Source organism: Streptomyces sp. GESEQ-4 (assembly GCF_017948455.1).
Classification (GTDB): Bacteria; Actinomycetota; Actinomycetes; order Streptomycetales; family Streptomycetaceae; genus Streptomyces.
Map to the genome: position 1 here is coordinate 316,860 of NZ_JAFFSU010000007.1, position 20,691 is coordinate 337,550.

At 70.5% G+C, this 20,691-nt stretch carries 17 protein-coding genes; 9 read left to right on the forward strand and 8 right to left on the reverse strand.

All coding sequences use genetic code 11. The features are described 5' to 3' along the window. Window positions 1–25: 25 nt before the first annotated feature. From KCH48_RS17015 to KCH48_RS17050, 8 genes are all read right to left on the reverse strand, one after another. Window positions 26–1,222: an FMN-binding protein gene (locus KCH48_RS17015; RefSeq protein WP_210574970.1), complete on the reverse strand. Its 1,197-nt coding sequence runs from the start codon at window positions 1,220–1,222 to the stop codon at window positions 26–28. A gap of 73 nt (window positions 1,223–1,295) precedes the next feature. Next, window positions 1,296–2,678 carry a ferric reductase-like transmembrane domain-containing protein gene (locus KCH48_RS17020; protein ID WP_210574972.1) on the reverse strand — a complete coding sequence of 461 codons (1,383 nt, stop codon included), beginning with the start codon at window positions 2,676–2,678 and terminating at the stop codon, window positions 1,296–1,298. Between the two features lie 132 nt (window positions 2,679–2,810). Further along, entirely contained in the window at window positions 2,811–3,431 is a 621-nt protein-coding gene (locus KCH48_RS17025; protein WP_210574974.1) for a hypothetical protein, read from the reverse strand. Continuing rightward, a complete protein-coding gene (locus tag KCH48_RS17030) occupies window positions 3,428–3,835 on the reverse strand; it encodes a hypothetical protein (RefSeq protein ID WP_210574976.1) in 408 nt (135 codons plus the stop codon). The genes KCH48_RS17025 and KCH48_RS17030 overlap by 4 nt, the downstream gene beginning before the upstream one ends. Beyond that, complete coding sequence (locus KCH48_RS17035; protein ID WP_210574977.1) at window positions 3,828–8,783, reverse strand: caspase family protein; 4,956 nt, start codon at window positions 8,781–8,783, stop codon at window positions 3,828–3,830. The genes KCH48_RS17030 and KCH48_RS17035 overlap by 8 nt, the downstream gene beginning before the upstream one ends. 100 nt (window positions 8,784–8,883) lie before the next feature. Further along, window positions 8,884–9,582: a L,D-transpeptidase gene (locus KCH48_RS17040; RefSeq protein WP_210574979.1), complete on the reverse strand. Its 699-nt coding sequence runs from the start codon at window positions 9,580–9,582 to the stop codon at window positions 8,884–8,886. A gap of 3 nt (window positions 9,583–9,585) precedes the next feature. Next, complete coding sequence (locus KCH48_RS17045; protein WP_210574982.1) at window positions 9,586–10,173, reverse strand: pyridoxamine 5'-phosphate oxidase family protein; 588 nt, start codon at window positions 10,171–10,173, stop codon at window positions 9,586–9,588. A gap of 128 nt (window positions 10,174–10,301) precedes the next feature. After that, entirely contained in the window at window positions 10,302–11,204 is a 903-nt protein-coding gene (locus tag KCH48_RS17050; protein ID WP_210574983.1) for a hypothetical protein, read from the reverse strand. A 212-nt stretch (window positions 11,205–11,416) separates the two neighbouring features. On the opposite strand from KCH48_RS17050, the gene KCH48_RS17055 reads away from it, so the two are divergent. From KCH48_RS17055 to KCH48_RS17095, 9 genes are all read left to right on the forward strand, one after another. Continuing rightward, window positions 11,417–12,610, forward strand: a complete 1,194-nt coding sequence (locus KCH48_RS17055; RefSeq protein WP_210574985.1) for an argininosuccinate synthase — start codon at window positions 11,417–11,419, stop codon at window positions 12,608–12,610. A gap of 91 nt (window positions 12,611–12,701) precedes the next feature. Continuing rightward, window positions 12,702–14,135 carry an argininosuccinate lyase gene (gene argH / locus KCH48_RS17060; protein ID WP_210574987.1) on the forward strand — a complete coding sequence of 478 codons (1,434 nt, stop codon included), beginning with the start codon at window positions 12,702–12,704 and terminating at the stop codon, window positions 14,133–14,135. 168 nt (window positions 14,136–14,303) lie between these two features. Beyond that, window positions 14,304–15,275: an aldo/keto reductase gene (locus KCH48_RS17065; RefSeq protein WP_210574989.1), complete on the forward strand. Its 972-nt coding sequence runs from the start codon at window positions 14,304–14,306 to the stop codon at window positions 15,273–15,275. Window positions 15,276–15,356: 81 nt separating this feature from the next. Next, window positions 15,357–15,908, forward strand: coding sequence for a TetR/AcrR family transcriptional regulator (locus KCH48_RS17070; protein WP_210574991.1), 552 nt, complete (start codon window positions 15,357–15,359; stop codon window positions 15,906–15,908). After that, the gene (locus KCH48_RS17075; protein WP_210574992.1) at window positions 15,905–17,428 is read left to right on the forward strand and encodes an MFS transporter; all 1,524 of its coding nucleotides are present in this window, start codon (window positions 15,905–15,907) and stop codon (window positions 17,426–17,428) included. Before KCH48_RS17070 ends, KCH48_RS17075 begins: the two co-directional genes overlap by 4 nt. Before the next feature lie 157 nt (window positions 17,429–17,585). Continuing rightward, complete coding sequence (locus KCH48_RS17080) at window positions 17,586–17,783, forward strand: hypothetical protein (RefSeq protein WP_210574993.1); 198 nt, start codon at window positions 17,586–17,588, stop codon at window positions 17,781–17,783. Then, window positions 17,780–18,772, forward strand: a complete 993-nt coding sequence (locus KCH48_RS17085) for an AAA family ATPase (RefSeq protein WP_307840896.1) — start codon at window positions 17,780–17,782, stop codon at window positions 18,770–18,772. The genes KCH48_RS17080 and KCH48_RS17085 overlap by 4 nt, the downstream gene beginning before the upstream one ends. Then, window positions 18,769–19,686 carry a DUF58 domain-containing protein gene (locus tag KCH48_RS17090; protein ID WP_210574994.1) on the forward strand — a complete coding sequence of 306 codons (918 nt, stop codon included), beginning with the start codon at window positions 18,769–18,771 and terminating at the stop codon, window positions 19,684–19,686. Before KCH48_RS17085 ends, KCH48_RS17090 begins: the two co-directional genes overlap by 4 nt. Window positions 19,687–19,696: 10 nt before the next feature. Then, on the forward strand, window positions 19,697–20,647 hold the full coding sequence (locus KCH48_RS17095) for a VWA domain-containing protein (protein ID WP_210574995.1): 951 nt from the start codon (window positions 19,697–19,699) through the stop codon (window positions 20,645–20,647). Window positions 20,648–20,691: the final 44 nt, after the last annotated feature.

Below are 20,691 nucleotides of genomic sequence, written 5' to 3' on the forward strand. Positions count from 1 at the left end.
CGATTCGGCGTGCTCGGCCACCGCCTCAGACACCGGCCTGGTCCAACGCCGACTGCAGTGACTTCTTGTACCCGGCGCTGGTGTACGTCGCCCCGGACACCGCGTCGATGTCCGCGCTGCCCGCGGCCACCGTCTGCTGGTTGAGCTTGGGCACCGCGTTGTTGGAGACCTGGGTGCTCTTCCCGCCACTGGGCGCCTGCACCACCGCGGCCTGGACGATCTTGCCGTCGCGCATCGTGATCCGGACCTGCACCGGCCCGTACTCGGTCTGCGCGACCGCGCCGGTGACGGTCCCGGTCCCGTTGGTGACACCGCCGCCGGCGTCCTGCCCGGCACCAGCACCAGCACCAGCGCCGGCCTCGGCACCGGCATCGCCGCCGGCAGCAGGCGCGCTGGGGCTGGCGCCCGCGCCGGCCTCCGCCCCGCTCCCCGACTCCGCGCCGCCGCCGGCGGGCTTCACCTTGTCGAGCGCCGACTGCAGGGACTTCTTGTACCCGGCGCTGGTGTAGGTAGCTCCGGAGACCGCGTCGATGTCCGCCGTCCCGGCGGCCACCGCGGCCTGGTTGAGCTTGGGCACCGAGTTGCCGGTGATCTGCGTGCTCTGGCCGCCGGTCGGCGTCTGTACCGCCTCGGCCTTGGTGATCTTCCCGCCGTTGACGGTGATCCGGACCTGCACGGGCCCGTACTGCGTGTCGGCCACGTCACCGGTGACGGTCTGAGCCTGCGCGGCCCCGCCACCGCCCGCGCCCTGCCCCGAGCCGCCGCCCTGCGCCGCGGCCTTGTCGAGCGCCGACTGCAGGGACTTCTTGTACCCGGCGCTGGTGTAGGTCGCCCCGGAGACCGCGTCGATGTCCGCCGTCCCGGCGGCCACCGCGGCCTGGTTGAGCTTGGGGATCGCGTTGTTGTTGATCTGGGTGCTCTGGCCGCCGGTGGGGTTCTGTACCGCCTCGGCCTTGGTGACCTTCCCGCCGTTGACGGTCAGCCGGACCTGCACGGGCCCGTACTGAGTGTCGGCCGCGTCACCGGTGAAGGATCCGCTGCCGATCGCCTGGGCGCCGCCCTGGGCGGATTCCTGTGCGCCGATCGACTGGCCGGGTGCCGCGCCGCCCACCGCCTCGGAGTCGGAATCCGACCCCGGTTTCAGCGACAGCAGCAGTACGATCCCGGACACGGTGGCGGCGCCGGCCAGCACGACACGCCGAAGGGGATGGGTCTTCCTCATCGCTCCTGAACTCCTGATTCCCGAAGATTCCCGAAGGTCCTGAAGACCCCGAAGGTGGTGATGTTTCCCGTCGTCACATCTCGAACGACTCGTGATGGATACGGCGGGCGGGGACGCCCGCGCCGCGCAGTGCGTCGTACACGCCCTGCGCGAAGCCGGGCGGCCCGCACAGGAACACGTCGTGCTCGTCGATGTCCGGCAGCTTCTGGCGCAACCGCTCCGCCGAGATGTCCGGGCGTTCCCCGTCCGGGGAGTTGACGGCGTACATCAGCCGGGCGCCCCGCTCGTCGGCGATGGCGGCCAGCTCGTCCCAGAGGGCCAGGTCCTGGGTGCTGTTGGCCCGGTAGAGCAGCGTGATGTCACCGGAGGCGCCCGGCAGTGTCTCGAACAGCGCCCGCATCGGCGTGATGCCGACCCCGCCGGCGACCAGCAGCACCTTGCCGCGGCTGCGGCGCTGGGCGGTCAGCGCGCCGTACGGGCCCTCGGCCCACACGCGTGTGCCGGGCGTCAGCTCCCGCAGGCGTTCGCTGTGGTCGCCGATCGCCTTCACCGTGATCCGCAGCATGTCCGGCCGCGGCGCCGCCGACAGCGAGTACGGGTGCGAGCTGAACCGCATGCCCGGCGCCAGGAACCGCCAGCGGAAGAACTGGCCCGCCTCCGCGCCCATCCGGTGCAGCTTCCGGCCGCCGATCAGCACGGACACGATCCCGGGCGTCTCCTCGATGACCGCCTCGACCCGCAAGCGGTGGCGCATGTTCAGCCGGATCGGGGTGAGGATCCGGTACCAGATCACCAGCGCCGTCACCGTGCCGTACAGCCCGTACCAGGCGGTCTTCGCGAGGGGCTCGACGGCGAACTCGTTGCCGGTGCTGAGCTGGTGCCAGAAGGCGAGGAACACCGCCGCGTACGTCAGCAGATGGACGTGGTACCAGGTGTCGTACGGAATCATCCGGCGGATTCCGCCGATGGAGATGATCCCGATGAAGAACAGCAGACCGGTGCCGATGGCGGCCTTGCCCATGTCCGGCAGCTGGTTGACGGAGTCGACCGTCTGCTGGGCGATGTAGCCGAGGTCCTTGCCGGCCTGGCGGGCGTAGCCCCACATGATCAGGAAAATATGGGCGACGGTCAGGCTGAGCGTGTAGCGGCCGCTCATCGCATGCCAGCGCGCCACCCGGTCCGAGCCGACCCGGCGCTCCAGCGCGGGCACCCGGGCCATCTGCAGCACGACCAGCGCCATCAGGTAGCCGGCGAGCAGACCGGTGATCCGGCCCGCGGCGATGATCTTGCCGGTGGTGTCGCCGATGGACGGGGTGTTGCTCCACCACAGCCAGATCACTCCGGCCGCGCCCGCCCACACGGCGAGCAGCAAGAGGGTCGCCGGGGAGCGGCGCGGACGAATGCGGCGCATCGTCTGGCGGCGGGCGGCGCGGCCGCTTGCGAGCGTGGTGGTCACGGTTCCTCCGTGAGAACGGGCTGTGGCCTTGGCCCACAGATACGTGCCGCGACGGCAGTGTGTTCAGCCGCTCCTCGAGTCCCGTGTGCCGGAAGCGACTCGCAGTGACCGTCGCCGGTCCCGCACGGCGCCCTACCCTTGCGCGGGGCAGGAGGAGACGGGTGTCACCGACGTCGCGACGGTGTCGGGCAGGGTGACCCGCTCACGGTCGCCGCCCTTCCCCTCGATGCCGAGTACGACGGCATCGGGCCCCGAGGCCAGGAAGGCTCCGCACCGGTCACCGGTGGTCGTTCCGACCCGGACCAGATGATCCGGAGCCGACTCGGTCGTCGACCAGGCGACGGCGATCGCCGCGGCCGCGAGCACGATCCCGGCACAGCAGCACAGAGCGGCCAGGCGCAGAGATCGCGTGACCCGGCCGATCTCACGCGTGGTCCAGCGCTTTAGACCCTGACCGCCGATCAGCCTGGATCTCTCATCCATCCGGCCGTGCGCGGCACGGGTCGCCAGGACGGAACCGGCGACCAGGAGCAGGAACGCCAGAGCGATCAGCCCGGAGGCGATGTTCCCCGCCGCTGTCGGGAGCTGGGCCAGATCGTCCCTGCCCTTGAGCACCACCAGGACAGTGAGCAGAGCGGCCAGGCCGGTGAGACCGGAGCGCCAGCCCTCGGCCTGTCTGCGCAACTCACCGAGCTGCGTGAACTCCAGTTCATCGGCGAGCAGGTCCCACCGCTCGTCGGACTCCAGGCTCACCGGGCCCCGATCCTCGCGAGGGCGCCGAGTACCCAGCTGGCGCCGCAGCCCACTCGGCCCGCGTGACCGTCGGACGGCCGGTTCGGATGGGGGTGCCCACAGGCACAGAAGTACCGCTCGGCCAGCAGCACCTCTTGGTCCATCGCCTGGTCCGTCGCGGCTTCGGGGTTCCTGCGCAACCGGAGCCACGAGGGCACAGACGGCGCCCCCTTGGTCCCCGTGCCGGGCACGATGCGCCGGATCTCGCGCCGTGTTCTGCCATGGCACCGGGGGCAGTGGCCCTCGACGACGACACCGAGGCCGTCATCGGAGTCGCGCCAGGTGAAGGGGAACGTGGTACGGCCGACGTCGGTGGCGGCGTACTCGGCGTCGAAGTCGTGGCTGCGGGGCGGTTGTTCAGGCATCGTCCCCCTCCAGACGCAGGTCGAACATGGCGGCGTACAGGCGCAGCCGCCCTCTGATCCAGTCCTCGGTCTCTCCGGTGGCCTGCGCTGCGAGCGTGATGTGCCGTGTCGTCACCAGGCCCTCCACAGCGGGCAGTACGCCGTCGAAATGTCTGCTCAGCAGGGCGAGGTCCTGCCACAAGGGGACTACGCCGGGCACGGACGGCAGCGTGACCGGGACCGGCCACAGGGGAAGGTAGGGCTCGATGCGGCGGACCGTGTCCGGGAGCGGTTCGCCGAGCCGGGCGGCGACGCTGACCAGGTCGAGGGGCGAGGGCGGCTGGTTGTGGTCGCTCACCCAGTGATCCGGGTCGAGAGCGGCCAGGTCGTGCCGGGTGGGGGGTGAGTCGGGCAGCGCCGCGGACGCGGCCCGGGACAGATCCGGCACCAGGGCGCCGAGGGGACGCAGCGCCGCCAGCCGTGCATAGGCCGCAGCGGTGCCGATCTTGAGTTCCGCCGCGAAGTCGGCCAGCAAATAGGGCGTGAGCGGCCCCCATACACTCGGCAGATAGTAGTTGTTTGCCCGGGGCTGTTCGGTCAGGGCGCCGCACTCTGTGGCAGACGGACGGTGATCGGCGAGTTCCTCGGGGAGCACCGGCACCGTCAGACCGAAACGGGGCGCCTCGCGCTCGGCGATCCCCCACACCTCGCGCAGGGATTCGTGCAGGAATCCGGCGGACTGGAAGAGGGAGGCCGTGGTCAGCCGGTCCGTGGGCCAGTTCTCCGCCTCGTTGGAGACCTCCTTCCCCGACAGGACGAAGCGCGTGCGCAAGGGGAGATCCCGCCAGGCCAGGAGGGGGCCGAGGTCGTCCGGGACATCGAGGCCCGCGGTGCGCAGCTGCTCGACGGCGTGGAGGAATCCCTGCTCGACGCCGGTCCATGGCCGTGCCAGCCGCCCCAACTGCTCGAGCCCCACGCCGTCCTCCAGCCGGTGACCGTCTCCGATGCAGTCGTTGATGAGTGCGACGACGACGGAGGTGGGGACGACCTGCGACGCGAGCGAGTCCTGGGCATAGTGGCGCTCGTGGATCAGGCCGAGACGGGCAGCCGCGTGGGCCAGGCACTCCTCGGCCTCGGCGAGGCTGATGCCCCGACCGGACGCCAGGTCGAACGTCGCTGTCCAGGGCAGGGCGTCGTGCCCGTCGCTGTCGACGCGGACACGATTCTTGAGGACGGTCTGGACATCGGCATCGAGTTCCGCCCAAGCGGTGACCTGTTCAGCCGGGGGAGCGGTCCAGCCGAGCCACTCGAAGCGGGAGAGCGTGGCCAGGATCTCGGAGGTCGGCAGCCCCAGGTTCCGGCTGGTCGTGTGGATCTGCTCCGGTGTGCTCACTCGGAGCAGGCTGGGGCTGTACACGTCATCGCTGGGCAGTGTCAGCCTGTCGATGTCGTCGGCCGTGCACACGTAGTCCTCGTGATGCGCCGGGACGGCAGGCCAAGGCGTCTCGCGGCCCAGGACGGCGTAGCGGGCGCACCGTCGGACCACCTCTCCGAGCGGCAGCGCCAGTCGCTCGGACGCCAGCACCGCGCCGCCGAGGTCGTAGAGCTTTTCCGAGCTGTCTAAGGCGATGCTTCGCGGGTTGGAGAATGCGTCGACGATGGCGCGGTCATCCTGGTCCGGAACCAGGGACGGAACCTCTCCGGAGACCGGCGACGCTCCTTTCCGCTTGTGGACCGGGCGAAGTCGCCGCCTCCGCTTGATCACCTCATTCACCGGCAAGCGTCGGCGTCCGGCGTACGCGACCACTCCCCACCAGGTATTGGCGATCCCCCAGATGTCGGCGTCTCCGGGTTCTGGAACCGGATATCCCTCCAGGCTCAAAGGCTGCGCCGGAGTGTCCGAGCCCTGGGCCAGCGCGAGGACGGCGGCTCTCCAGGGCGCGGTGTACTGGAGATCCGTGTCCCCTCCAAAACGCTCGGATACCTGCCACCTGTCGCCGATCGCCTGATCCAGACGGAACCAGCCCTGCGCGTCGAGAGAATGGACGTCCGACACGCCCCTGCGCACCGTCAGCCCCTTGCCGCGCCACTCGCTGTGCAGGATGGTGGCGGCGGCCAGTTCGTCGGTTTCCAACTGCCAGAGCCACTCCATGGTGAGCTCCGGCCACCCCGCGAGGGCAGCGGCGCCCGCGCGCCAGTTCTGCTCGGCCCAGGAACGGTCGTAGTCCTGGAGCTCCTTCCGGTTCACACTGAGTCGCCCCGCGTGCGGACCGGTCAGGTTGAGTACGTAGCCGAACGGCTGCTGATCGGTGGCGATGCCGTCGCACAGTACCGCGCCCTGCCCGGGCACCCACCACAGCACGCCCGGGACGGCTTCGAGCGCCTCGGCGACCGCGCCGGCGTCCTGGTGCAGCACGCCAGGGGCCCATGGGCGATCGAGACCGGACGAGTCACTCACGCGCAGTTTGAACTCGCTGACCCGGACCAGCTCGCGCAGCGTCTTCACACACGACAGTCCGTCGGTCGCGGGGCCCTCGCGCAGGTACAGGCGGACGAGAGTGCCGCCGCCCGACAGACTGTCCCCCGTCCCGTCGTGACGCTTGATGCGGAAAAGACTGCCGCTGCTCGGAATGTCGACCTGGAGCGCGTGATCGTCCTGAATGCCCTCCTGGTTGACCTGACGAGTCACGATGGTCATCTCGTCGGCGAGCATGAAGTAGCTGAACACACCGATACCGAAACGGCTGTTGGGATAGAGCCGTAGTCCGGGGTCGTGGCGCAGCCAGCGCGACTGCTCGCGGCGGAAGGCCTTCGACTGCTCGAAGCGACTGCCGGCCCGGGTGAACGTGTACTTCAACTGCTCGGCGCTCATGCCCACGCCGTTGTCCCGGCACTCCACATAGCGGCCGCGGGCGTCCTCGCCCTGTCTGATGGTGATGCGGCCGGACCAGTCGGCCGGGTTCCCGCCCATGCTGGTGAGGTACTTCCAGCGCATCGCACGGTAACGGCACGCGTCCATGGCGTTCTGGTACAACTCGCGCAGGGCGAGATGGGGTTCTCCGGAGTAGAGCTGCTCGCCCATCAGCAGCTCGCGGACCTCGGTCTGAGCCAGGCGGAAGCGCAGCAGGGGCGTCTCGTACGCCGGGACGTTGCCGACCTGGGCAGGGCCCACCCCTCGCGGAGTGACCTTCCTCGGCACCGCCGCCAGCAGTCCCGCCTCCGCGGCCGGCCGCGTGTCGGCCAGCGTCAGGACCTCCTCGGCGATCTGGTCCGCCCGCTCGGCCACCTCGGTGAGAGCGGCATGCAGGGCCTGATGCTGGCAGAGCGCGTCGAGATGCAGCGCGTCACGGTCCTCCTCCCAGGCCAACTGGCGGACGAGACCGATGACTTGGTGCGCCTGCACCGGGTCGCTCACGGCCAGGTGCTCGGCCACGATCTCGGGGAAGGTGCGCACGTCCACGGCGAGTACGGCCGCGAGGCGCAGCAGCGCGGTCAGTGGCTGGATCCGCAGTGTCTGGTGGTTGCCGTTGAGGAGCACCTTGCCGCGGGCGTGCGGGTGCGCGTCCTCGCGCGGTTCGGGCAGCCCGATGGCGGCGGCGGCAGAGCACAGCAGCTCGGACAACTCCTTGACCCGGCCGTCCGCCCTGTCCTGTCCGAGCAGCAGTGAGGCGAGGTCGTCGGCCGGACCGGCGGGCACCGGGGCGCTGTCCGTCTCGAAGCGCTCGGCGATCCAGCGGTGCACCAGCCACATGGTCACGGTGGTCGCGTCCTGCGCGCGGTTACGGGCGCGGCAGTCGGCCACTTTGCGGGCCACGCGCGCGTACTGGTCGATGACCTGCTCGTAGTGCCTGCGATCGTCGTTGGGCAGGATCTGCGGGTCGAGGGTCAGGGGATCGGCCTCGGCCGCACGGCTGAGCCGGTCCGCCCAGGCGGCCTCGTGGAGAAAGGGGGCGGCCACCAGGACCGCCGCCTCCACGGCCGAGAGTGTGGCGGTGTCCGGCAGCAGCCGCGGCAGCCGATCGCCCAGCAGACGGATGGGGAACAGGTCGTCGACCCATGGATCCGGCTCGGGCATGCGCTTACGGGCCGTGTGGAGTGTGTCCGCGCAGCCCTTCACCCACGTCTCCAAGGACTGCAGCAGACCGGGTACGCAGGCCTGCTGGCTCTGCTCGACGCGCTTCCACAGCGGGCAGCCCCGTACGGCGTCGCGCCAGGCCTCCAGAAGTTCCTGGCCCTCGCAGATCTCCGCGGCCCGGGTCTCCGCCTCCAGGTTGGTGCCGTACCGGATGGCTGCCAGCTGTCGTACCTGATGCCGGTCCGCCTCGGCCTGAGCCGCCTGCCGGGCCATCGTGAAGACGCTCTGGACGGTGCGCGCGGATGTCATCGAGTCCAGGGCCTCGACGAGTCCTCCGGTGAAGAAACTGCCCCGGGGGGTGAAGCCACTGAGTTCCCCGGGCGAGCAGCCGGTCATCACGGCGAATCCGCCGTGCGGCGGGCCGTTGTCGATGCTGTTGCCGAAGGGCACGCCGTCGTCGGGCATCTCGGTACGGCAGGCGTCGATGAGCCAGAGGACCGTTGCCGCCTTACAGCTCTTGAGCAGGGGACTGATCTTCGCCGGCAGGAGCGAGTCGATGTACGGCTCCTCCCAGTTCCCGTCCTCGGGCGGGGTCACGTCCCACGGGACGAGGAAGTCCTCCGTGCCGACACGGATGCCGTGCCCGGTGAAATAGAGCAGCAGCGTGCCGCCCTCAGGTATGTCCCGGGCCACTTCGCTGATGGTCGCCCTGATACGGGAGCGGCCCGCGTCCGCGTTGTGCAGCGTCCGCACCTCGTAGTCCGAGTCGTGGAGCACCGTCTTCATCCGTGTGAGATCGGCGGCCACGGCCGCGTCGAGAGATTCGGCACCCGATGGTGCCGCGGATGTGTCCCCGACCCCGATCAGCAGTGCCCTGCGTGCTGAACGCCCCATGTCAGTCCCCCCGTTTCGGCGTCAACATGATGGCACCGCGGACAAGCAACGCGAAGGGGATACAAGGAACCTGACGACGGTTCAGCGGCGGAGCGGAGGGTCAGTACCGCGTGATCGCCGTCCGCCCGCTCGTCGTCCCGATCGCGAGGTGCGGTCTGCGGCCGGGGTCGGCCCACTGGAGGATCCGCCGCATCGCGTCCGCCGGCACCGACACGCAACCGGCCGTCGCCCCGCGCCCGTTGACATGCAGGAAGATCCCGGCCCCGCGGTGGCGGACGGGCTCGCGGTAGTTGAAGTCGACGACGAGCGCGTGGTCGTACTGCGTGGTGTACGAGATCAGCCGCTCCGACTCCGCGGCCCGGCAGTCGGCCGCCAGGGGCTCGGTCCAGCGGTTGTAGGAGCGCGAGTCGTTGTCCTGGCACCACCAGGAGTTCCGGCGCACGGGACGGTAGGTGTACGTCGTCCCGCGCGGCGCCGCTTTGATGCCGAAGGCGTACGGCATGCCGTACAGCCCGGTCGGCGTGGTGTTCGTGCCCTGCTTGCGCGTGGCGCCCTCGACCAGGCCGTTCGCGCCGAAGCGGGCGGCGGCGGAACCCGCCTTCACCCAGCGGCCGTCGCTCAGGTCCCACCAGGTGACCGTGCCGGTCGTGGCGCCGGTCCGGGGTGCCACGGCCGTGATCAGCTGGGTGCCGCCGCCGGTGTCCGCCATCCGCGCGGGCAGCGGCGGGGCGCCCTCGGGCGCGGCACCGAGCAGGAGGAGGGGCGAGGCGGCGAGGGCGACGACGACACCGGGGCGCATGCCTCAGACCGTAGACGGGGGCAGCGGCAACGGCAGCCCGGGTAGGCCATCCAGGCTGGTCCCGATGTGATCCTTCTTCTGGAAATAGGCGCTGAGCGAGGCGTCGTCCTCGCGCGCGAAGCGCTTGGCGTGCAGGTCGCGGTCCGTGTCGTACGTCATGAAGGGCACCGCGTAACCGCAGGTGTCGCGGACGAGTTCGGCCGTCACGACGATGATCGCGCGCAGCCCGTGCGGCGTCGGGTCGATGTCCGGGAAGCGGGAGAGGAGTTCCCCGAAGCGGGGGTCGTCGCGGAAGACCGGCTCGCCCCTGCCGTGCACCCGGACGATGTTGGGCGGGCCCTGGAAGGCGCACCACATGAGAGTGATCCGGCCGTTCTCCCGCAGATGAGCGACGGTCTCCGCGTTGGATCCGGCGAAGTCGAGGTAGGCCACGGTGTGGTCGTCCAGCACCGCGAAGGAACCTTTGAGGCCCTTGGGGGAGAGGTTGACCGTGCCGTCGGCGGAGAGCGGGGCGGTCGCGGTGAAGAAGAGGGGCTGCTCCTCGATGAACGTGCGGAGCCTGCCGTCTATGCGCTCATAAGTCTTTCCCATGGCTAACGATTATGAGCGCAGTTAGTTCGCCTGTCTAATGAATTCCCCGATCCGGTTGTGTGATCCGGCTGCCGGACCGTGGCCGCCCCGGCCGGCGCTCACACGGGGCGGCCACAGCGCCTGTCACGTCACTGGGTGAGCGTGCAGGCGGCCAGGGAGTCCAGGCCCTGGGGCTTCTCGGCGGTACGGCCGATGGCGGTGGCGATGCGGTTGACCGTGGCGACGCGCTTGTCCTCCAGCGGGCCGAGGATGGCGTTCTGCACGAAGTTGGGTCCGCCCTGGCCCACGGTGTCGACCAGCCGCTGGTTGGCCTCCGCGACCTGGGCGTCGAGCAGCGTCAGGTTGCGGTCGACCTCGGCCTGGGCGGAGGCCGGGATCGCGGGCAGCTCGGACTCGACGTCCGGGCAGCTGATCGCGCCGGCTCCGGTGTTCCCGGCCTCGTCGCCGGTGTCGCCGGCGTCCCCGGCTCCCTCGGTCGGCGGGGCCTCGACCTCCTCGCCGGCGCCGGCCTCCTCGCCCGCACCGGCCTCTTCCCCGGCGCCCGCTTCCGCACCGCCGCCGGCTTCCTCGCCCGCACCCGCGCCGCCGCCCGCGTTCAGGCTGCAGGCGGCGAAGGCCTCCAGCCCCTCCGGCTTCGCCGCCGCGCGGCCGATGGCGGTCTCGATGCGGTTGAGGGCGGCGACGCGCTTGTCCTCGAGCGGGCCGAGGATGGCGTTCTGCACGAAGTTGGGTCCGCCCTGCCCGACGGTGTCGACGAGCCGCTTGTTGGCTTCGTCGATCTGGGTCTGCAGCTGGGCCAGGTTGCTGTCGACCTCGGCCTGGGCGGAGGCCGGGATCGCGGGCAGCTCGGAGGTGACGTCCGGGCAGCTGATCGTGCCGGGACCCGCGAGGGTCCGGACGCCGTCGCCGCTCTTGGACGTCTCCCCGGCGAGGGCGGACTGGGCGATCACCGCGCCGGTCAGCACGACCGCGGCGGCGCCGCCGATGAACGCGACGCGTCGCTTGTTGTACTTCGGAAGAGCCCTGGACATGCGGATGCCTCACTCGGGTCAGGGTCGATTCGGTGGGTTCCGAACGACTCGGTCGTTTACAAACGCGGCGCCTGCGTCCGGCGAGAGATACGGGAAAGCGATTTCCCGCGTTCAAATCCATCCGCGATTCACCTCCTGGGCCCCCGAGATTGACGAACCATGCAGACTCCTGCATACTCATGCATGTCAGCGAACACTGTGAGGAGAATCCCGTGACCGAGCGCGTCGTACTCGCCTACTCAGGCGGACTGGACACCTCCGTCGCCATCGGCTGGATCGCCGAGGAGACGGGCGCCGAGGTCATCGCCGTTGCGGTCGACGTCGGCCAGGGCGGCGAGGACCTGGACGTGATCCGCAAGCGCGCCCTCGCGTGCGGTGCCGTCGAGGCCGAGGTCGCGGACGCCAAGGACGAGTTCGCCGAGGAGTACTGCCTCCCGGCGATCAAGGCCAACGCCCTCTACATGGACCGCTATCCGCTGGTCTCGGCCCTCTCCCGGCCGACGATCGTCAAGCACCTCGTCGCCGCCGCCCAGAAGCACGGCGCCACCACGGTCGCCCACGGCTGCACCGGCAAGGGCAACGACCAGGTCCGCTTCGAGGCGGGCATCGTCGCCCTCGCCCCGGACCTCAAGTGCATCGCCCCGGTCCGCGACTACGCGATGACCCGGGACAAGGCGATCGCGTTCTGCGAGGAGAAGGCCCTCCCGATCGCGACCACCAAGAAGTCCCCGTACTCCATCGACCAGAACGTCTTCGGCCGTGCCGTCGAGACCGGCTTCCTCGAGGACATCTGGAACGCCCCGATCGAGGACGTCTACGAGTACACGCAGAACCCCGCGCTCCCGCGTGAGCCCGACGAGGTCGTCATCACCTTCAAGGCGGGCGTCCCGGTCGCCATCGACGGCAAGCCCGTCACCGTCCTGCAGGCCATCCAGCAGCTCAACCAGCGCGCCGGCGCCCAGGGCGTCGGCCGGATCGACATGGTCGAGGACCGCCTCGTGGGCATCAAGTCCCGTGAGGTGTACGAGGCTCCCGGCGCGATCGCGCTGATCACGGCCCACCAGGAGCTGGAGAACGTCACCGTCGAGCGCGAACTCGCCCGCTACAAGCGGCAGGTCGAGCAGCGCTGGGGCGAGCTGGTCTACGACGGCCTGTGGTTCTCCCCGCTCAAGCGCGCCCTGGACGGCTTCATCGACGAGGCCAGCCAGCACGTCAACGGCGACATCCGGATGACCCTGCACGGCGGCCGCGCGGTCGTCACGGGCCGGCGCTCCGAGACCTCGCTGTACGACTTCAACCTCGCCACGTACGACACCGGCGACACCTTCGACCAGGCCGCGGCCAAGGGCTTCATCGACATCTACAGCCTGTCGTCGAAGATCGCGGCGAAGCGGGACCAGGCGTAAGCCTCGCCCGTACCGACCTGACAGCCGCCTCCTCACCTGCAAGGGTGGGGAGGCGGTCGCACATTCACGATTCTCCGAGGAGCAGAGCAAAGTGAGCAGCAACAGCGGTGACGTACGGCTCTGGGGCGGCCGTTTCGCCGACGGTCCCGCCGAGGCCCTGGCGAAGCTGTCCGCGTCCGTCCACTTCGACTGGCGGCTCGCGCCCTACGACATCGCCGGTTCGCGCGCTCACGCGCGCGTGCTGCACAAGGCGGGGCTGCTCACCGAGGAAGAGCTGACGCGGATGCTGGCCGGGCTCGACCAGCTGGAAGCGGACGTGGCGGACGGCTCGTTCGTCGGCACGATCGCCGACGAGGACGTGCACACCGCCCTGGAGCGCGGCCTGCTGGAGCGCCTCGGCCCCGACCTCGGCGGCAAGCTGCGCGCCGGCCGCTCGCGCAACGACCAGGTCGCGACCCTCTTCCGCATGTACCTGCGGGACCACGCCCGCATCATCGGCGGCCTGATCGCCGACCTTCAGGACGCGCTGATCGGCCTCGCCGAGGCCCACCCGGACGTGGCCATGCCCGGCCGCACCCACCTCCAGCACGCCCAGCCGGTGCTCTTCGCCCACCACGTCCTGGCCCACGTCCAGTCCCTGTCCCGGGACGCGGAGCGCCTGCGTCAGTGGGACGAGCGCACGGCGGTATCCCCGTACGGCTCGGGCGCCCTGGCGGGCTCCTCCCTCGGCCTGGACCCGGAGGCGGTGGCGAAGGACCTCGGCTTCGAGCACGGGTCGGCCGCCAACTCCATCGACGGCACCGCGTCCCGTGACTTCGTCGCCGAGTTCGCCTTCATCACCGCGATGATCGGCGTGAACCTCTCCCGGATCGCCGAGGAGGTCATCATCTGGAACACGAAGGAGTTCTCCTTCGTGACCCTGCACGACGCGTTCTCCACGGGCTCGTCGATCATGCCGCAGAAGAAGAACCCGGACATCGCCGAGCTGGCCCGCGGCAAGTCAGGCCGCCTGATCGGCAACCTGACGGGCCTCATGGCCACGCTCAAGGCGCTCCCGCTGGCGTACAACCGCGACCTCCAGGAGGACAAGGAGCCGGTCTTCGACTCCTGCGACCAACTGGAGGTCCTGCTCCCCGCCTTCACCGGCATGATGGCCACCCTCACCGTCCACCGCGACCGCATGGAAGAACTGGCCCCGGCCGGCTTCTCCCTCGCCACCGACATCGCCGAGTGGCTGGTCAAACAGGGCGTCCCCTTCCGCGTCGCCCACGAGGTCGCCGGCGAGTGCGTCAAGGCCGCCGAGACCGAGGGCAAGGAACTGAACGACTTGACGGACGAGCAGTTCGCCAAGATCAGCGCCCACCTGACCCCCGAGGTCCGCTCGGTCCTGAACGTGCCGGGTGCCTTGGCCTCACGCAACGGACGGGGCGGTACGGCCCCGAGCGCGGTGGCGGTGCAACTGGCGGAGATTAAGGCAGACGTGGCGCAGCAGCACGCGTGGGCGACTGCCAAGAAGCAGAGTTAGGCGCCCTGAAAGCGGCGAAGCCGCTTTTTCAGGGGCGCGGGGAACTGCGCGACAAGCCACGACGAACCCGCACTCGCCAACGCACCGCACAACCCGAGCTCTGACGCGAAGGTCATCACGGGTTACGTTGTGGGGAAGCCGAACGGAGCCGACCCCACGGAGCCCGCGATGCCCTTCGCCCGACTGGCAACAGCAACGACCCCCACCTGCCACATCGGCCTAGGCCTCGCCGCCGTAGGGCGCCCCGGCTACATCAACCTCGGCCGAGACCAGGACCTCGGAGAGAACCGCAGCGTAGACACCCTCCGCACCCGCACCAACGAACTCCTCGACGCCGCCTACGCGCAAGGCGTCCGCTACTTCGACGCGGCCCGCTCTTACGGCCGTTCCGAGGAGTTCCTCGCCGACTGGCTGAACGCCCACCCCGACGTGAACGACGTAGTCATCGGCAGCAAGTGGGGCTACACCTACACCGCCGGCTGGACGGCGGACGCCGAGACGCACGAGGTCAAGGACCACAGCGTCACGACGTACGAGCGCCAGCGCGCCGAGACCGACGCCCTGCTCGGCGACCGGCTCGACCTCTACCAGATCCACTCCCTGACCCCGGACAGCCCGGCCCTCACCGACAAGGAACTCCACGCGAGGCTCGCCGAGGCCGCCGCCCAGGGCCTCACCGTCGGCTTCTCCACCAGCGGCCCCGCCCAGGCCGACACCATCCGCGCCGCCCTCGCCGTGACGGTCGACGGCGAACCCCTCTTCCGTACCGTCCAGTCGACCTACAACGCGTTGGAGACATCCGCCGGCCCCGCCCTCGCCGAGGCCCACGACGCCGGACTCACGGTGATCGTCAAGGAGGCCATGGCCAACGGACGGCTCGCGGAACCGCACGCGCCGGACGCGCTGAAGGCCGTAGCCGAAGAAACGTCTCTGGGCTGCGATGCCGTCGCCCTCGCGCTGATCCTGCGGCAGCCGTGGGCCGGGGTCGTCCTCTCGGGCGCCGCGACCGTCGTCCAACTGGCCTCCAACCTGCATGCCGCGGTCGTCGACCTCGACGACGCTCAGCTGTCCCGGCTGGCCGCGCTGGTCGAGGACCCGTCCGCGTACTGGGAGCGGCGCGGGCAGCTGCCCTGGCACTGAGAAACCGTGAGCGGACCAAGCCCGTGAGACGGCCATGCCCTGCGTGAGACAAAGCTGTCTCACGTGGGCTATGGTTGTCTCATGGCTGTCGACCGTGACCACGTGCTGCGCAGCGCAGCCGCCCTGCTCACCCGTAAATCCACCGCGACCATGGACGAGGTCGCCAAGGCCGCCGGGATCAGCAGGGCCACGCTGCACCGCCAGTTCGCCGGGCGCGACGTGCTCGTCCGGGCGCTCGAGTCGCTCGGCATCGCGGAGTGCGAGGCCGCGCTGGACAGGGCCCGCCTGGACGAAGGCGGCGCGAGCGATGCCGTAAGACGGCTCGTCCGCGAGATCGAACCGGCAGCTGCTCTGCTGGCCTTCCTTTACAGCGAGAACCAGCTGTTCGAGGGCGGGCAGCAGAACGAGGGCTGGACCCGGATCGACGACCGTGTGGCGGCCCTGTTCCGGCGCGGTCAGGCGGCCGGCGAGTTCCGTATCGACCTCACGCCGGCCTGGCTCACCGAGGCGCTCTACGGCCTGCTGGCCTCCGGCGCCTGGGCGGTGTCCGAAGGCCGCGTGGCCACCAACGACTTCACCTTCATGATCGTCGAGCTGTTGCTCGGCGGCGCACTGCGGAGAGAGGAATCATGACCAGCACCCTGCGGCCGGCGAACCCGACCGAGGCGGTGAAGCGCCCCGGCCGTTGGCTGGCGCTGGCCGTCCTCGTGCTCGCCGTGCTGCTGGTGGCCGTCGACGCGACCGTCCTCGGCCTGGCGACCCCCTACATCAGTGAGGATCTGAAGCCCACGGGCAACCAGCTCCTGTGGATCGGTGACGTCTACTCGTTCGTGATCGCCGGTCTGCTCGTCTCCATGGGCAGCCTCGGCGACCGCATCGGCCGCAAGCGCATCCTGCTCATCGGCGCCACGGCGTTCGGCGCGATATCCGTGCTCAACGCCTACGCGACGACCCCGGAGCTGATGATCGCGGCCCGGGCGCTGCTCGGTGTCGCGGGCGCGACGCTGATGCCGGCCACACTCGCCCTGATCCGCAACCTCTTCCACGACCCGCGCGAACGCAGCCTCGCGGTCGGCATATGGGGCGCCACCGCTTCCGCGGGCACCGCGATCGGGCCGATCGTGGGCGGCTTCCTGCTCGAACACTTCTGGTGGGGCTCGGTCTTCCTGATCAACCTGCCCGTGATGGCGGTCCTGGTCCTCGTCGGCATCAAGATGCTGCCGGAGTCACGCAATCCGAACCCCGGTCCCTGGGACCTGCTCAGCGTCGTACTGTCGCTCGTCGGCATGGTCGCGCTCGTGTACGCCGTGAAGGAGGCCGCGAGCCACGGCCTCACCTGGGAGACGGCCGCCGCCGCCGTGCTGGGCCTGGCGTCGCTGTACGGCTTCGTGCGGCGCCAACTCACCCTGCCCACGCCCCTGCTGGACATGCGGCTGTTCCGCAACCGCGGCTTCAGCGGGGCCGTCCTGGCCGACCTGCTGACCATCTTCGGCCTGTCCGGCCTGGTCTTCTTCCTCTCGCAGTACCTGCAACTCGTCCAGGGCCGACGCCCGTTCGAGGCGGGCCTGGCCGAACTGCCCGCCGCCATCGGCGCGGTGGCCGCCGGCCTGATCGCCGGCCGCGCGGCCCGCCGCTTCTCCGTACGCACCGTCGTCTCCGGCGGCCTCGCGGCAGTCGGCCTCGCCCTGGCCGCCCTCACGGTCATCGACCAGTCCACCGGCTACCCCCTCCTCGGCGCCGCCCTGCTCGTCGTAGGCATCGGCGCGGGCTTCTCCTTCACCGTCACCGCGGACGTCATCCTCTCCAGCGTGCCGAAGGAGGAGGCAGGCGCGGCATCGGCGGTGTCCGAGACGGCATACGAACTCGGCGCGGCCCTGGGAATCGCCCTGCTGGGCTCGATCGTGACGGGCGTGTACAGGGGCTTTGCAGGTCCGGCAGGGACTCCGGACGCGGCACACGAGTCGCTGGGCGGCGCGGTGGAGGCGGCGTCGGGGATGCCCGCACAAACGTCGGCGGCAATGCTGGACGCGGCCCGCAGTTCGTTCGTCGACGGCCTCGCCCTGGCGTCGGGCGCGGGTGCGGTGGTGCTGCTCGCAGCGGCGGCAGCGGCATGGTTCCTGCTCCGCAACCAACGGCTGGACAACGCCGCTTAGGGGCGCGGGGAACTGCGCGACCAGCCCCCACGCACCCGCACCCGCGAACCGCCACCGACCAGCCCCCACACTAGGCTTTAAGCCCGTTTTCGCCCCCGCCTGATGGTCTTGGCTCCGTACCCGACGTCGTTCCCCACGGCCGAAGGAGCCACAGACCATGACACGTCGTACACGCAAACTCCTCGTCACCGGCGCCGCACTGGCAACCGTCAGCCTCGCCGGAGGCGGCATCGCACTCGCCGTCGACGGAGACGAGGCCCCGCGCGAGACCGTGAGGTTCGTCGTCACGGATCACGACGACTGCCCGGACAAGGACAGCACCGCCCCGTCCGACGACCCGGCGTCCGCGCTGTGACCGCCGAACCCCCGGAGGGCACCGGCAAGGTCCTCGAACACGCCCTGTTCGAGGTCAAGAGGGTCATCGTCGGCCAGGACCGCATGGTGGAGCGCATGTTCACCGCGATCCTGGCCCGCGGCCACTGTCTGCTGGAGGGCGTGCCCGGAGTAGCCAAGACCCTGGCCGCGAAAACCCTCGCCCATGTGGCCGGAGGCGAGTTCGCCCGGCTGCAGTTCACCCCCGACCTCGTCCCCTCCGACATCACCGGCACGCGGATCTACCGTCCGTCCCGGGAGGCGTTCGACATCGAACCCGGCCCGGTGATCGCCAACGTCGTCCTCGCCGACGAGATCAACCGCGCCCCCGCCAAGGTGCAGTCCGCGCTCCTGGAGGTCATGGGCGAGCACCAGGTCTCCATCGGCGGCACCACGATCCCCGTCCCCGAGCCGTTCCTCGTCCTCGCCACCCAGAACCCGATCGAGTCCGAGGGCGTCTACCGTCTCCCCGAGGCCCAGCGCGACCGATTCCTGCTCAAGGTGGAGGTTCCCGCGCCCAGCGAGTCCGAGGAACTCGCCATCCTCTACCGGATGAGCGTCGACCCGCCGAGCCCCCGCCGCATCCTCACCCCGGAGCGGCTGATCGCGCTCCAGCGCACCGCGGACCAGGTGTTCGTGCACCACGCGGTCGCCGAGTACGCCGTACGACTGGTCTGCGCGACCCGCGAACAGGCGGGCCCGGAGCGGAGGCTGGCGCACGGCGCGGGACCGCGGGCCACGCTCGGCCTGGTCGCCGCCGCCCGCGCCCTGGCCCTGCTGCGGGGCCGCGGATACGTCCTGCCCACCGACGTCAGCGACTTGGCGCACGAGGTCATCGCACACCGTCTCGTCCTGTCCTTCGACGCGCTCGCCGACGGCATCGCCCCCGGCGCGATCGTCGACGAGGTCCTGGCGGCGGTCGAGCAGCCCCGTATCAGCCCCCGTCAGGCCGCCGAGGAGGAAGCGGCATGAGCGGCAGCACCCCGACGCTCCACGAACTCACCCCCGAACAGGCCCTGAAACACCTGGAGTTGATCTTCACCCGGCGTCCGGACGGACTCCTCCAGGGCGACCACGCCTCCCTGCTGCCCGGTCCCGGCAGCGAGGTCTCGGAGACCCGGCCGTACGTCATCGGCGACGACGTACGCCGGATGGACTGGAACGCCACCGCCCGCACCACCGTCCCCCACGTCCGACTCACCCTCGCCGACCGCGAACTCACCACCTGGATCGTCCTCGACGCCTCCGCGAGCATGGACTTCGGCACCGCCCGCATGGAGAAACGGGACCTCGCGGTGGGCGCGGCGGCGGCCGTCGCGTTCCTCACCGAGCGGACCGGCAACCGGCTCGGCGCGCAGCTCACCGGGCCGCACGGCATCCAGCGGATCCAGCCGCGCACCGGACGCCACCACATGCTGACCATCCTGCGCGCCGCCCTCGAACGCCCCCGGGTGACCGAAGGCGTCCCCGAACACACTCTCGCCGACGCCCTGGTGGCCCTGCGCGCGCTGCCCGCACGCGGGCTCGTCGCCGTCGTCTCCGACTTCCTGGAGACCGGCTGGGAGCAGCCGTTGCGCGTCGCCACCCGCCGCCACCAGGTCCTCGCCATCGAGACCGTCGACCCGCGCGAGCTGGAGCTGCCCGACGTCGGACTGCTCACCGTCGTCGACCCGGAGACCGGACGCAGGCGCGACATCCCCACCCACGCACGGAAGGTGCGCGAACGGTATGCCGCCGCCGCGCTGGAGCAGCGGGCCGTCATCAAGCAGTCCATACGCCGCGCGGGCGCCGCCCACCTCAGGCTCCGTACCGACCGGGACTGGGTGAAGGACGTCGTCCGGTACGTCGAGGACCAGCGGCGCCGAGCGGGCGGCGGCGCCGCATGAAGGAGGTCCGATGAGTCTGCGTTCACCCGGCTGGCTGCTGCTCCTGGTGCCGCTCGCCGGCCTGATCGGCGCGTATCTGCTGGTGCAGCGGCGCCGGCGCCGGTACGCCGTCCGATTCACCAACCTCGATCTGCTCGACAAGGTCGCGCCAAGCCGGCCCGGATGGCGGCGGCACGTCCCCGCCGCCGCCTTCTGCGCCACGCTCGGGCTGCTGGTCGTCGGCTTCGCGCGCCCCACCGCGGATGTACAGGTACCGCGCGAGCGGGCCACCATCATGATCGCCTTCGATGTCTCCGGCTCCATGGAGGCCACCGACGTCGAACCCACCCGCATGGACGCGGCCAAGCGCGCCGCCGTCACCTTCGTCGACCGGCTGCCTGAGCGGTTCAACGTCGGACTGGTGCCGTTCAGCGGTACCACCACCGTCGCGGTCCCGCCGACCACCGACCGCGTGGTGCTGCGCCGGGCCATCGAACAGCTCACCCCGGGTCAGGCCACGGCGATCGGCGACGCCGTGATGGCTTCGCGGGATGCCATCCGGACCCTCGACAAGGAGGCCGAGACCGAGCCGCCGCCCGCGCATGTCGTGCTGCTGTCCGACGGCGCCAACACCGCGGGCCGCTCGGTGGAGTCGGCCGCCGCGGAGATCGCCGCCGACCGTATCCCGGTCTCGACGATCGCGTACGGCACCGAGGACGGGGTGATCGAGTTCCCGGACGGCCGTGTCCTGCAGGTCCCCGTCGACGGCCCCGCACTGGAGGGCCTCGCCGAGCGCACGGGCGGCGACTTCCACGAGGCCGCGTCCGGCGAGGAACTCCAGGCCGTGTACGAGGACATCGGCAGCTCGGTCGGCTACCGCACCGAGGAACGCGAGGTCTGGCAGTGGTTCGTGGCCGCGGGCCTCATCACCGCCCTGGCCGCCGCGGCGACCTCGCTGCTCTGGTTCTCCCGGCTGCCCTGACGGCTCATTCACCGACGTTGGAGGAACGATGCCCGACCAGTCGC